Annotated in this window: 1 protein-coding gene; it reads left to right on the top strand. The window is 68.3% G+C overall.

From position 1 onward, the window contains the following. The first annotated feature begins 943 nt into the window (after positions 1–943). Complete coding sequence (locus IU459_RS25020; protein WP_195132005.1) at positions 944–15,202, top strand: non-ribosomal peptide synthetase; 14,259 nt, start codon at positions 944–946, stop codon at positions 15,200–15,202. Positions 15,203–15,212: the final 10 nt, after the last annotated feature.

Below are 15,212 nucleotides of genomic sequence, written 5' to 3'. Positions count from 1 at the left end.
TCACCGCCCCCAACTCCACGCGATCCGACAACCCGGTCCAAGGATGCATGCCCGATACAAGATCACATCACCAACATGTGTCACCACGACCGCGACGAACCACTTGCCTTGTCAAGCAACGGCATTGGCTGGTAACGGGTCGATGACCAGGGCCGGAGCCGCCGGCGAACAAACTGGCGGGAACGATCTCGTCCAGCTCGGATCGGATTCGATGAAGTCTTCGGGGTTCATCGCGGCGGTACGAGCGGCGTTCACTGTCCGGCGAGCTCCGGCATACCGATCGGCGGTCGGCGATCTCCCGGGTCGGTTCGGCATAAGCGGTGGGGCTGTTGACAAAATTCATGTTCCCCCGACTGTGCGGCTGAAATTCGATTCCCGGCGTACGCCGGGAAAACCATCCGCCCAGTCCGCTATAGCGTCTTCCTGTCCCGGTCGGGGCGCTGCTGCGCAATTCCATCCGAGCGACGCGTTGGGCCTGTGTCCGCACGCATCGATGTGGCATATATTACACCTATTCGCGCATCCTTGACTCTCTCGCAGGGTCCGAGTCGCACCGTGCCGGAATGTATTCGCGCCGTTGGAGGGGTGCGTACGGTGCGGCGACCAAAACTAGGTTGGTGCGCATAATCGCAGGTAAAGCGGTATTTCCACCGAGACTGTGGCGAGCTTCGCACCTCGATGGGCCAAGTCGGTCGGGGCCGTGAGCTGATTCGTCGAGTCGCGCCGAGTGCGCCGGAATGGCGTCTGGAATGAGGGGCATAATTCCGATCTGCCATATCGGCAACTCATATTCCCGCGCTTGGGAATATGCACCGATGAGGTCTTGATAAGGTGATTTATTTGTTCGCGACGGTGCGGTTTCCGGTTCGCGAAGTGCGCGTTCGTATTTAAATGAGTTTCTTCATGCAAAATGCCGTTCAGCGGCGAGAGGTGAAATGCGTAAATGAGTAGGGATCGTCGTGCCTCGCGTGGTCGTCGCCGGGCCGGTCTGCTCTTCGGGGGGCTGCTCACAGCCGCTGTGGAATCCGCGGCCGACGTCGTCGCCGTCCGGTTCAATCCCTCGGGTGATCCGTCCGATGATCGGCAGCTGACCTACCGCGAGCTCGACGAGTTGTCGTCCCGGTGGGCGCGCGGGCTCATAGCGCGCCGGATCGGCGCCGGTGACACGGTGGCCATCGGGATCACGCGCAGCATCGAATCCGTGCTCGCGGTATGGGCCGTCGCGAAGACGGGCGCGGCGTATGTGCCGGTGGACCCGGCGTACCCGTCCGAACGGATCGCGCACATGCTCTCGGATTCGGATGCGGTGCTCGGGTTGACCACCACGGCACACCGGCCTGCGCTCGGTACCGATGTCGACTGGATCGAACTCGATAACCCGGTGCACACCGAGCGAATCGCCGAGCTGCCGGGCCATCCGATCTCCTACGCCGACCGGGTTCGCCCGATCGATCCCCGGCACCCCGCATACGTCATCTACACCTCGGGTTCGACCGGGAAACCCAAGGGCGTGGTGGTCACGCACACCGGTGTCGGCGGGCTGGTCGCCGCGGCGCGGGAAGGTCTCCGCGTGCAGCAGGGTTCGCGCATCTTGCACGTGTCCTCGCCCAATTTCGACGCCTCGGTGCTGGAGCTGCTGCTGGCCTTCTCCTCGGGGGCGACATTGGTGGTTTCGCCGCCGCACGTGTTCGGCGGCGCCGAGCTGGCCGATCTTCTGCGGCGGGAGCGGGTCACGCACATCGTGATCACGCCGGGTGCGCTGGAGTCGGTGGATCCGGCCGGGCTCGACGACCTCGAGGTAGTGCAGGTCGGCGGAGAGAAATTCAGCCCGGAGTTGGTGGGGCGGTGGGCGCGTGATGGACGGCTGTTCGTCAACGCGTACGGCCCGACCGAGGCGACAGTATGGGTGACCTTGACCAGGCCGATGCGGCCGAGCGAGCCGATCACGATCGGCGCCGCGATCCCAGGGGTGGGTGCGTTCGTACTGGATGCGCGGTTGCGGCCGGTGCCGGCGGGAGTGGTCGGGGAGTTGTATCTGTCGGGTCCTGCGCTGGCTCAGGGTTATCTGGGCCGGCCGGGGGTGACCGCGGAGCGGTTCGTGGCCAGTCCGTTCGGCGCGCAGACCGATGATCCTGGGGCGCGGTTGTATCGGACCGGTGATCTGGTGCGGCGCAATGAGGCCGACGGCACCCTGGAGTACCTCGGTCGCTCCGACTTCCAGGTCAAGATCCGTGGCTTCCGCATCGAGCTGGGTGAGATCGACAACGCGCTCACCGCCCATCCCGCCGTCGATTACGCGGCCACCCTGGGCAAGACGCTCCCGTCCGGAGCGAAAGCCCTGGTGTCCTACGTGCTGCCGCATGCGGGGGCCGAGGTGGACACGGCAGAACTCGCGGTCTTCGTCGGTGACAGGTTGCCGGAGTACATGGTGCCCGCGCTGATCGTGGTGCTGGACGAGATACCGCTCACCCCGATCGGCAAGCTGGACCGCAACGCGCTGCCGGAGCCGGTCTTCGCCGGACGCGAATTCCGTGCTCCGGTGACCGAGGTCGAGTCCATCATCGCCGAGGTGTTCGCGGCGGTGCTCGGTGTCGAGCGGGTCGGTCTCGACGACTCGTTCTTCGCGCTGGGCGGCGATTCGATTCTGTCGATCCAGCTGGTGTCGCGGGCCAAAGCGCGTGGTGTGGTGTTCACCGCACGGGATGTATTCGATCACCGCACGGTCGCGGCGTTGGCCGAGATCGCCTCGCTCGACGGCGCCGCGGAGCGGCACCGGCTGGCGGAGCTGCCTGGTGGCGGAGTCGGCGAGGTTCCATTGACGCCGATCATGGCGGGGACGCTGGCCAGCGGATCGTCGTATCAGCGGTTCTCGCAATCGATGGCGCTGCGGCTGCCCGCGGGCATCGAGCGGGAGACCCTGGTCGCGACCATCGGCGCGGTGTTCGATCACCACGACGTGCTGCGCTCTCGGCTGCGCCGGAACAGCCGTGCGGGATCCGGGACGTCGGACGCCGCCTGGCTCTTCGAGGCGCTGGAGCCTGGCGCGGTGGCGGTCGGCGCTCTGGTGCGGCGAGTCGAGCTGCCCGCCGACATCGACGACGCGGAGTTGTCCCGGCGGGCGAGCGACGAGTACGACGCGGCTCTGGGGCGGCTCGATCCGCCGAATGCGGTCATGGTGCAGTTCGTCTGGTTCGCTTTCACCGGCGGCGCCGCCGGATCCGCGGACACCGGGTCCGCTGCGCGTCGCGACGTGCTGCTCGTCGTCGCACACCACTTCGTGGTCGACGGCGTGTCGTGGCGGATTCTGATCCCGGATCTGGCGGTGGCCTGGGGGCAACTGGCCGGGGGACAGCCGGTGGCGCTTCCGGCCAATGGAACGTCGATGCGGCGCTGGGCACACGCCCTCGTCGACGCGGCGAAGCACCCGGCGCGGGTCGCGGAACTACCGTTCTGGCAGCGGGTTTCGGCTACCGAGGACCCGCCGCTCGGTGCGCGCGCGTTCGATCCGGCGGTGGACACGTTCGCCACCGTCGACCGGGTCGAGGTGACGTTGCCTGCGGAGGTGACCGAGGCCGTGCTCACCGCGATCCCGGGTCGGTATCGCGGTGGCGTCAACGATGGCCTGCTGTCGGCGCTGGCGCTGGCGGTGAGCACGTGGCGCGGTGACTCCTCCGGCGGCACGGTGCTGGTCGTGCTGGAGGGCCACGGCCGGGAGGAGGATGTCGCCGCGGGCGCAGATCTGTCCCGGACGGTCGGGTGGTTCACCAGCGCCTACCCGGTCCGGCTGGATCTCGCCGGAGCCGATCTCGGCGCGGCGTTCGAGGGCGGAAAGCCTCTGGGCGACATCGTGAAATCGGTGAAGGAGCAGCTGCTCGCGATCCCCGACAAGGGCATCGGCTACGGCCTGCTGCGCTACCTGAACCCGGCGACGGCCGCCCAGCTGGGCGATGCGGGCCAGATCAGCTTCAACTATCTGGGGCGTGTGTCGACGGGGGAGATTCCCGGAGAACTCGCCGAGCTGGGTTGGGCGCCGGTCGCGGATCTGGGGCAGTTGGATGCCGAGATGGATCCGGACATGCCCGCCAATGGCGTGATCGACATCAACGCGATCGTCACCGACGGTCCGGACGGTCCGCGGCTGGGCGCGTCGTTCGCCTTCCCGAGCGGGTTGCTGTCGCGGGAGCGGGTGCGGGAGCTCGCCGACCTGTGGGCCGCCGCGCTCGCCGCGCTGGCTCGGCACGCACAGCGGCCGGACGCCGGTGGCCTGACGCCAGCGGACCTGCCGCTGGTCGCAGTGGGCCAATCGGATATCGACGTATGGGAACGGGACTACCCGGCGCTGTCGGATGTGTGGCCGCTGTCGCCGCTGCAGTCCGGCCTGCTCTTCCATGCCCTGATGGCGCAGTCGAGCGTCGACGTCTACATCACTCAGGCGCGGGTGGAGCTGGGCGGCAGCCTGGACGTCGATCGGCTGCGGGCGGCCGCGCAGGCGGTGCTGGACCGCTATCCGAACCTGCGGGCCGCCTTCGTCACCGACGCCGGCGGCCACCCCGTGCAGGTGATCATGGAGCGAGTCGAGGTGCCCTGGCGTGAGGTCGATCTGACGCACTTGCCCGAGTCGGAGCGCTCGGCGGAACTGCAGCGATTGGTCGCGCTGGAGCGCGAGACCCATTTCGATATGTCGGTGGCGCCGCTGATGCGGTTCACCCTGTACCGCACGGAGCTGCCGGGAGGTGGCACCGGCACGGCGGCCGACGGAACCGCCTGGCATCTGGTGATCACCAGCCATCACATCCTGCTCGACGGCTGGTCGAACCCGCTGCTGCTGCGCGATGTGCTGGTGCTGTACGCGACGCGCGGCGATCAGTCCGCGCTGCCGCGGGTGGCGTCCTACCGCACCTTCCTGAGCTGGCTGGCCGGCCGGGATCGGGAGGCGTCGCTGCAGGTGTGGGCGCAGGCGCTGTCCGGTGTGGAGGAGCCGACGCAGCTCGCGCCGCAGCCGAGGACCGCCGAGCAGTACGAGATCGGGAAGCTGATCACCGAGATCGATGCCGACGGCGCCGGCCGGATCACCAGGCGCGCCGCCGAACTCGGCGTCACGGTGAACACACTGGTGCAGGCGGCGTGGGGCATTCTGCTCGGGCGGCTCACCGGTCGCGATGACGTGGTGTTCGGCGCGACGGTGTCCGGCCGCCCCGGCGAGCTGACCGGCGTGGAGTCCATGGTGGGCTTGTTCATCAACACGCTGCCGGTGCGTGTGCGAATCGATGATCGCCGCGCGGTGGGTGAATTGCTGGAGTGCCTGCAGCGTGACCAAGCCGCTCTGCTCGACCACCACTTTGTGGGTCTTACCGATATCCAGCGGGCGGTGGGCGCCGGAGCGCAGTTCGACACCCTGCTGATCTTCGAGTCGTATCCGATCGACCGGGAGGCGATCGCCGCCGTCAGTTCCGTGGACGACGTGTCGGTGACCGGCGTCGGTCTTCAGGACGATACGCACTACCCGTTGACGCTGCTGGTGCACTCGGCGTCGACGATCGAGCTGACGTGGAAGTATCTGCGCAGCCGGTTCACCGCCGACGAGGTGGAAGCACTTGCCGCACGGCTGCTGCGAGTGCTCGAGGCACTGGTCGCTGATCCCGGCACACGAGTCGGCGCTATCGACATCATGCCGACCAGTGGTGAGCGGGATCGAATCCTGCGGGAATGGAACGACACCCGGCACACCGTCGAGCCGGAGCTGCTGCTGGACGGCTACCGCCGTGCGGTTCGGACGCATCCGGATCGGGTCGCGGTGGTCTACGAGTGCCAGGAGCTCACCTACCGCGACTTCGACATTCGCGTGAACCGCCTTGCGCGCCTGCTCATCTCGCGCGGTGTGGGCGCGGAATCGCTGGTCGGCCTCGCGGTCCGGCGTTCGCTGGACCTGGTCGTCGGAATGTATGCGATCATCACTGCGGGCGGTGCCTACGTGCCGCTGGACCCGGATCATCCGGACGAGCGCATCCAGCACGTCCTGAACACGGCCGAACCGGTGTGCGTGCTCACCACGACCACGGACGCCGTGCTCGTGCCGGACGGAATTTCGGTGCTGCACATCGATACCCAGCGATGGAGTGAGCGGTCGCGCATCGACACCGTGGAACTGGACAATTTCGACGGAGCCCCGGTGCTTGCCGAGGAACTGTCGCGACCTGTGCGGCCGGACAACCCGGCGTATGTGATCTTCACGTCCGGGTCTACCGGACGCCCGAAGGGTGTCGCGGTGTCGCACGGCGCGATCCACAACCAGATCGCCTGGATGCTCGCCGAGTACCCGTTGGGCGCCGAGGATGTGTACTTCCAGAAGACGGCCACCACCTTCGACGTCTCGCTCTGGGGCTATTTCCTGCCGCTGCGCGCCGGTGCGAAGCTCGTGGTCGCCACGCACGATGGCCACCGCGATCCGGTCTACATCGCGGAAACTATTGCGGCCCAGCGAGTCACCGTTACCGACTTCGTTCCCTCGATGCTGGCGGTGTTCGCCGCCCACACGGCGGCGGGAGCCGTCCCGACACTGCGGCACGTGTTCGCGATCGGCGAGGCGCTGCCACCGGAAACGGTCGCCGCGCTGCGCGCGATCTCCGATGCCGCCGTGCACAACTTGTACGGACCGACCGAGGCCGCGGTATCCATCACCTACTGGCAAGCCTCCGGCGGCGAACTCACCCGAGTGCCGATCGGCTCGCCGCAGTGGAACAGCCGTGTGTACGTGCTGGATTCGCGGTTGCGGCCGGTGCCGCCTGGGGTTCCTGGCGAACTGTACCTGGCCGGTGATCAACTGGCCCGCGGCTACGTGAACCAGCCCGACCTGACCTCGGATCGGTTCGTGGCCAACCCGTTCGGCTCCGGCGAGCGGATGTACCGCACCGGGGATCTGGTGATCTGGCGTGAGCCCGGTCGTTCCACGGACGGACTCGCGCCATCCGGCGTACTGGAATACCTCGGCCGCACCGACTTCCAAGTGAAGTTCCGCGGTCAGCGCATCGAGCTCGGGGACATCGAATCGGCACTACTCGAGCAGCCAACGGTGAGCCAGGCCGTCGTCGTGGTGATGCCGTCGGAACTCGGTGATCAGCTGGTGGCCTACGCGGTACCTGCGCCGGGAGCCGGGATCGACCCGGCGCAGCTGCTGCCCGCGTTGGCGCGGACGCTGCCCGCCTACATGGTTCCGGCCACGGTTGTGGAGTTGGCCGCCTTCCCGCTCAACACCAGCGGCAAACTGGATCGCAAAGCGTTGCCGCGGCCGACGTTCACCGGCCGGGAGTTCCGGGCGGCATCCACCCCCATCGAGGAGATCGTGGCCGGGGTGTTCGCCGATGTGCTCGGCGTGGATCGGGTCGGCATCGACGACGACTTCTTCGCCCTCGGTGGCAACTCGCTGGTCGCCACCCAGGTCGTTGCCCGGCTGAGTGCGGCGCTGGACGCGCGAGTGTCGGTGCGGACCCTGTTCGACGCACCCGTGGTCGCCGAACTGGCGGCGGCGATCGTGCCGGGCTCCGGCACCGCGAGTCGTCCGCCGCTGACTCGGGCCACGCGACCGGATCCGGTGCCGTTGTCGCTGGCGCAGCAGCGCATGTGGGTGCTCAACCAGGTCGACACCGAATCGCCGGCCTACAACCTGCCGTTCGCGCTGCGGCTCACCGGCGCCCTCGACGTGCCCGCGTTGCGGCAGGCCGTGATGGATGTGCTGGAGCGGCACGAAGCGCTGCGCACGCGGTTCCCGGTGGCCGGCCCGGACGGGACGCCGCACCAGGAGATCCGCTCGGTGGCCGAAACGCTGCCGGACGGGCTCGAGGTCGAGACGGTCGCCGCCGCCGACCCTGATCAGGTGGCCGAACTGCTCTCCGCGGGATTCGACGTCACCGAGCACCCGCCCGTCCGGATCCGGTTGTTCTCCGGCCCGGCCGCCGACGAGCATCTGCTCGTCTTCGTCGTGCACCACATCTCGGCGGACGGCTCCTCGCTCGCGCCGCTGGCGCGGGATCTGGTGACGGCCTATCTTGCGCGGATCGCGGGCAGCGCGCCGAGTTGGGCCCCGCTGGCGATCCAGTACGCGGATTTCGCGGTCTGGCAGCGCTCGGTCGTCGGCACCGATGACGATGAGCAGTCCGTCGCCGCACGGCAACTGGCGTACTGGCGGCAGCGACTTGCCGGGATTTCCGCGGCCTCGCAGCTGCCGCTCGACCGCCCGCGTCCGGCTGTGGCGTCCCTGCGGGGCGCGTCGACCGGCATCGTGGTGCCCGCGCAGGTGCACGAACGTATCGCCCGCATCGCGCGCGAGCACAATACGTCGCTGTTCATGGTTGTCCACGCCGCGTTGGCGGCGCTGCTGGCCCGGCTGTCCGGTGGCTCCGACATCGCGATCGGCACGCCGATCGCGGGTCGCGGTGCTGCCGCCCTGGACGATCTGGTCGGCATGTTCGTCAACACCCTGACGCTGCGCACCGATGTCGATCCGGCCGCCACGTTCGCGGCCCTCCTCGACCAGGTCCGCGAGACCGACCTCGCCGCCTTCGCCAACGCGGACATCCCGTTCGAACAGGTGGTCGAAGCGGTCCTCCCGGGTTCGGCCGGCGCGCGGAATCCGCTGTTCCAGGTGATGCTGGCGTTCCAGAACACCGAGCGGCCATCCCTGGAGCTGCCCGGCCTGACGGTCTCGGCCCTGGAAACCGAGGTCGTGGCGAAATTCGATCTACAGGTGACAGTGGAGCCGAGGCACCGTGCGAATGGAAGGCCGGATGAGCTCGTCGTAGGGTTCACCTATGCGTCTGAGCTTTTCCAGGAAGCGACCGTGCAGCGGCTCGCTCGACGATTCGAGCGGGTTCTCACCGCTGTCGCCGCTGATCCACGTGCGATCGTCGGTGCGATCGTCCTCGTCGACGTCGCCGAACAGGATCGGGCGCTGACCGCGCCGGTCCGGCCCGCCGAGCCCAGCGCGGCCGAGCAGGTCGGTGTCACGCTGTTGCCGGAGCTGCTCGCGGGGGCAGTGGAGAGCAATCCGGATGGTGTCGCGGTGGTCTACGCGGACGCCTCGGCGCGGTTGGACGAGATGGAGTACGTCGACCTCGACGATCGGTCGACCCGGTTGGCTCGGCTGCTGATCGACCGCGGCATCGGCCCGGAGGATCTGGTCGCGATCGGCATCCCGCGGTCGATCGACTCGGTGCTCGCGGTGTGGGCCATCGCCAAGACCGGCGCCGGGTTCGTACCCGTCGACCCCAACTACCCGGCCGACCGGGTCGCGCACATGGTCTCGGATTCGCGCGCCGTGCTCGGGCTCACGATCGCAGAGGTACGCGCTGGCCTGCCCGAAGAGGTGGAGTGGCTGGTCATCGACACCGACGATGTCGATCGACGGCTCGACGACTACTCCGCCGTGCCGATCACCGACGCGGATCGCACGCGGCCGTTGCGTACCGAGCACCCGGCCTACGTCATTTACACCTCCGGTTCGACGGGCAAACCCAAAGGCGTGGTCGTCACGCAGGCCGGGCTGTCGAGCTTCTGTGCCGAGCAGCGCGAGCGCTACCGGCTGACGAGCACGTCACGGACCTTGCACTTCGCCTCGCCCTCGTTCGACGCGTCGGTGCTGGAACTGCTGCTGGCGGTAGGCGGCGCCGCGACCATGATCGTGGCGGCGCCGACCGTCTACGGCGGTGCGGAGCTGGCCGCGCTGCTGGGCCGGGAGCGGGTGACGCACGCGTTCATCACCCCCACGGCTCTGGCGTCGGTCGACCCGGCCGGACTGGACAAGCTCCGCGTCGTGATCGCCGGTGGCGAGGCGTGCCCGCCGGACCTGGTCCAACGCTGGACGGTCCCGATCGCCGGGCGCCGCACCCGTGAGTTCTACAACGGGTACGGGCCGACCGAGACCACGATCATGACCAATATCAGCGCGCCGCTGGTGCCGGGGGAGACCGTCACCATCGGCGGGCCGATCCGCAACATCACCGAATACGTGCTGGACCCGCGGCTGAATCCGGTGCCGGACCTGGTCGTCGGCGAGCTGTACATCACCGGGGCGCAGATGGCACGCGGATACCATGAGCGACCGGGGTTGACGGCCGCCCGGTTCGTGGCGAACCCATTCGATCCGAGTGGATCCCGCCTGTACCGGACCGGCGATCTGGTACGACGGACGGTCGATGGCCGGCTCGAGTATTTGGGCCGCAACGACTTCCAGGTCAAGATCCGCGGGTTCCGCATCGAACTCGGCGAGATCGACGCGGTTCTCGGCGCGCACGACAGCGTCGATTTCGCGGTGACCATCGGGCATGAACTCGCCAGTGGCGCGACCATTCTCGTTTCTTACGTGCACGCCGCCGCCGGTGCGACCGCCCAGCCCGACGAGCTCGTCGCGTTCGCCGAACGCAGCCTGCCCGCGCACATGGTGCCCACCACCGTCATGGTGCTGGACGAGATCCCGCTGACCCCGGTCGGCAAACTGGACCGCGCCGCACTGCCCGCGCCGGTGCTGCAGGTGAGGGAGTACCGAGCGCCATCCGGGCCGCTGGAGGAGCTGGTCGCGGGGGCGTTCACCGAATTGCTGAACCCCGCGACGCCGGTCGGGGCCGACGACGACTTCTTCGAACTGGGCGGCAACTCGCTGATCGCCACCCGGGTCATCGCGCGGCTCGGGGCCGCTCTGGACATCCGCATCCCGGTGCGGTTGCTGTTCGAGGCGTCGACGGTGGCCGCACTCGCGGAACACCTGGGCGAGAATTCGACCGGGACGGGCCGTCGGCCGTTGACCGCCGGTCCGCGCCCGGAGCGGATTCCGTTGTCCTTGGCGCAGCAGGGCATGTGGTTCCTCAACCGCTTCGACACCGCCTCGGTGGCCTACAACGTGCCGCTGGCGGTGCGGTTGACCGGCGCACTCGATACGGACGCGCTGCGGGCGGCGATCGAGGATCTGGTGGCTCGGCACGAGATCCTGCGTACGATCTATCCGCACCAGGGTTCCGGTTCGGGAGACGCCCAGGAAACTCCCGTGCAGGTGATTCTGCCTGTGGCACAGGCGGTTCCGCACTTCGAGATCCGGGCCGTCGCGCCCGCCGACGTGGCGGATGCCGTCATCGCCTTGGCGGGTACGGCTTTCGACCTCACCACCGACGTGCCACTCCGGGTGGTGCTCTTCGATCTGAGCGCCGCGAACCCGGCGGCACCCGAATACGTGCTGGCGATGGTGGTGCACCACATCGCCGCTGACGGGTCGTCGATCGGCCCGTTGACCAGGGATCTGATGACCGCGTACACGGCTCGCTGTGCCGGTGCGGTCCCGGCTCGAGAACCGTTGCCGGTGCAGTACGCCGACTACAGTCTGTGGCAGCGGGAGCTGCTCGGCGCCGAGGACGATCCGGAATCTCTGGCGGCCAAGCAGATCGCCTACTGGAAGCAGGCACTGGCCGGGCTGCCGGATCAGCTCGACCTGCCGTCGGATCGGCCGCGTCCGCTGATGCGCTCCTACGCCGGAGGCGGGGTGGCGGTGCGCGTCGACGCGGAAACCCACCGTGCGCTGGTGGAGTTGGCCAGGGCCGAAGGCGCGACGCTGTTCATGGTCGTGCACACGGCGCTGGCGGTGCTCTTGGCGCGATTGTCGGGCACCGACGACATCGCGATCGGCTCGCCGGTCGCCGGCCGGGGCGAGGCGGTCCTGGACGACCTGATCGGCATGTTCATCAACACCCTGGTGTTCCGCACCGGATACGACGCTGGGGAGAGCTTCACCGACCTGCTCGGACGACAGCGGACGACCGATATCCAGGCGTTCGCGAACGCGGACGTTCCGTTCGAGCGGCTGGTCGACGTGCTCAGACCGGTCCGGTCGACGGCGCGGCATCCGCTGTACCAAGTGGCACTGTCGTTCCAGAACTTGGAGCCCGTCACGCTGGAATTGCCGGATCTGACCGTCTCCAGCCTGGATATCGGCACCGAGGTATCGCAGTTCGATCTGCATTGGATGGTGGGCGACACCTACGACGCCGCGGGTACACCGACCGGGATCGGCGGCGTGGTCAGCTACGCCGCGGACATGTTCGACCACGACACCGTGCAAGGCTTCGTCGATCGATTCGTGCGCCTGCTGTCCGCGATCGCCGCCGACCCCACGGCGGTGCTCGGTGATATCGAGGTGATCGATCCGGCCGAACGTGTGCAGTTGCTGTCCGATGCGGTCGACACGGCCCACCCGGTCTCGGCGCATGACCTGCTGACCGGCTACCGCCGTTCGGTCGCCGCGACACCGGATGCGGTGGCCGTGGTGCACGACGACACGGCCTGGACTTATCGGGAATTCGACGCGCGCGTCAACCGCCTGGCCCGGTACCTGATCGGGCAGGGAATCGGTCCCGAGTCCGTGGTCGCTCTCGCGATGCCGCGTTCGCCGGGTTTGCTGGTCGCCATGTACGCGGTGCTGACCGCGGGAGGCGCGTACCTGCCCTTGGACCTCGATCATCCCGCGGGCCGGATCGCGTACGTGCTGGAAGTGGCCGAGCCCGTGTGCGTGCTCACAGGCAACGGCAATCCGGTACCCGCTCCTGGGGTTCCGGTCGTCGACGTCGACTCCCTCGAGCTGTCGGCGTACTCGGCGGATCCCGTCGCCACGGGCGAGTTGCGTGCGCCCTTGCGTGCGGATCACCCGGCCTATGTGCTGTTCACATCGGGATCGACGGGCCGCCCCAAGGGTGTGATGGTGTCGCATGGTGCGATCACCAACCAGATCGAATGGATGGCGGCGCAGTATGCGTTCGGGCCCGACGACGTCTACCTGCAGAAGACGGCGACGACGTTCGACGTGTCGCTGTGGGGATTCTTCGTTCCGCTGTGGGTGGGTGCGCGCCTGGTGCTCGCCGCACCGGGCGGCCAGCGCGATCCGGAGTACATCGCAGGCCTGATCGCCACCCACCAGGTGACGGTCACCGACTTCGTCCCCTCCGTGCTCCAGGTCTTCCTCGCCGCGGCCACGGCGGAGCAATTGGCCTCGCTGCGTGCGGTTTTCGTCATCGGTGAGGCCTTGCCGCCCAGCACCGTCGCAGACTTCGCCGCGCTGTCGGGTGCCGGACTGCACAACCTGTACGGCCCTACCGAAGCGGCGGTGTCGGTGACGTATTGGCCTGCGTCGACCAACGACCGGGCCACCGTGCCGATCGGTGTCGCGGAGTGGAATACGCGGACCTACGTCCTGGATTCCCGGCTGCATCTCGTACCGGCCGGCGTGGTCGGCGAATTGTATTTGGCGGGAGACCAGTTGGCGCGCGGTTACATGCGGCGCGCGGACTTGACCTCGGATCGATTCGTCGCCGACCCCTATGGGCCGCCGAGCGCGCGGATGTATCGGACCGGCGATCTGGTGCGCCGCCGTGCCGACGGCGTGCTGGAGTATCTCGGACGCAGCGACTTCCAGGCGAAGATCCGCGGCCACCGGATCGAGCTGGGTGAGATCGAGGCCGCGCTGCTGGCCGAGTCGTCCGTCGCCCAGGCGGTGGTCGTGGTGACGGCGTCGGACAGCGGCGACCAGCTGGTCGCCTACGTGGTCCCGGCGACGACCGATCTCACGGCCGACGCCCTGCGCGAGTCGCTGGCGCAGGTGCTGCCGTCGTACATGGTTCCGTCGGCCATCATGGTGCTCGACTCCTTCCCGATGAACGACAGCGGGAAGCTGAACCGTGCCGCCCTGCCGCGGCCGGTGTTCCGGGCCCGTGATTTCGTCGCCCCGGCGACGCCGACCGAGCGGGCGGTCGCCGAGGTGTTCGTCGACGTCCTCGCCATCGCAAGGGCCGGCGCCGAGGACGATTTCTTCGATCTCGGCGGCACCTCGCTGCTCGCGTTCACACTGCAGCGCGCGCTCACCGCCCGGCTCGGCGTCGACGTGCCGATGGCGGCGTTGTTCACCGCACCCACCGTGCGCGGACTGGCTGCCCGCATCGACAACCTGGACGAGCCCGCGGCGGCGCTCCCGGCGGACGACTCCGCGACGATTGCCGCCGATGCCGTTCTCGAACTGGATATCGATGGTGCCGGTACCGCGGCGGCGCGCTCGGAAACCCCGAGGGACGTGCTGCTCACCGGTGCGACGGGATTCGTCGGCGCGCACCTGCTCCGGGAATTGCTGGCCGGCACCCGCGCACGCGTCTGGTGCCTGGTTCGCAGCGACGACGACGAGCGGGCATACAAGCGGATTCGCAACGCCCTCGAGAAGTACCGCATCTGGGACGACACCTACGAAACCCGCATCGTCGCCGTCGCAGGCGATCTGGCGGCGCCCCGCTTCGGGCTCGACAGGTCCGGGTATGACCGGCTGGCCGAGCGGATCGACGTGGTCTACCACAACGGTGCTCGGGTGAACCACATCGAGCCCTATGCGCGGCTGCGCGCCGCCAATGTGGCGGGCACCCGCGAGGTGTTGCGGCTGGCGACCACCAGCCGGATCAAACCGGTGCATTTCGTGTCCACCGTCAACGCGGTGGTTCCGGCCGCTCCCGGACCGGATTTCCGCGGCCGTGAGGACGCGGTGCTGGACGTCGGCGAGGTGTCCCAGAACGGCTACGTGGCCAGTAAATGGGTTGCCGAGCAACTGGTCCGGCAGGCCGGCGCACGTGGTGTGCCGGTGAGCATCTACCGTCCCGGAATCGTCTGCGGTGATCCGCGGATCGGCGTGAACAGCGCGGACGACTCGTTCTGGAACATGATCCGCGCGGCCGCCATCCTCGGGCTCGCCCCCGACATCGGCGACGCGGACACGGCGCTGGTGCCGGTGAACTACGTGGTCGGTGCCATCGTGGCGCTGGCGGCCGAAGCCCCCAGCGGGTCGGCCTATCACCTGGTGAACTCGCAGCGTGTGGCGATCCGCGACATCTTCGAATCCCTGCGCAGACATGGGATCCCGGTCGAGATCGCCTCGATCGAGGAGATCGCAGGCAAGCTGGCCGAGGAAGCCGCGGCACGCGACGCGGCCGGTGACGATTCGCTGGTGCGCGCCGCCCTGGTCAGCGGCAATTACGGCGGGGTTGCGGTGTCCGTCGACGACACCCAGACTCGTACGGAGCTCGCCGGGCATGGAATCCATTGCCCGCCGATCGATACGGCTGCGCTGGACGCGTATGTCGAGTCCTTCATCGACTCGGGGTTCTTTCCGGTCCCCAGCGATGACGGCGCACGCTGAGTGATCAGCC

The organism is Nocardia amamiensis, assembly GCF_015477605.1.
In the GTDB taxonomy this organism is placed as follows: domain Bacteria; phylum Actinomycetota; class Actinomycetes; order Mycobacteriales; family Mycobacteriaceae; genus Nocardia; species Nocardia amamiensis_A.
This window is presented reverse-complemented; position numbering and strand designations above follow the sequence as displayed.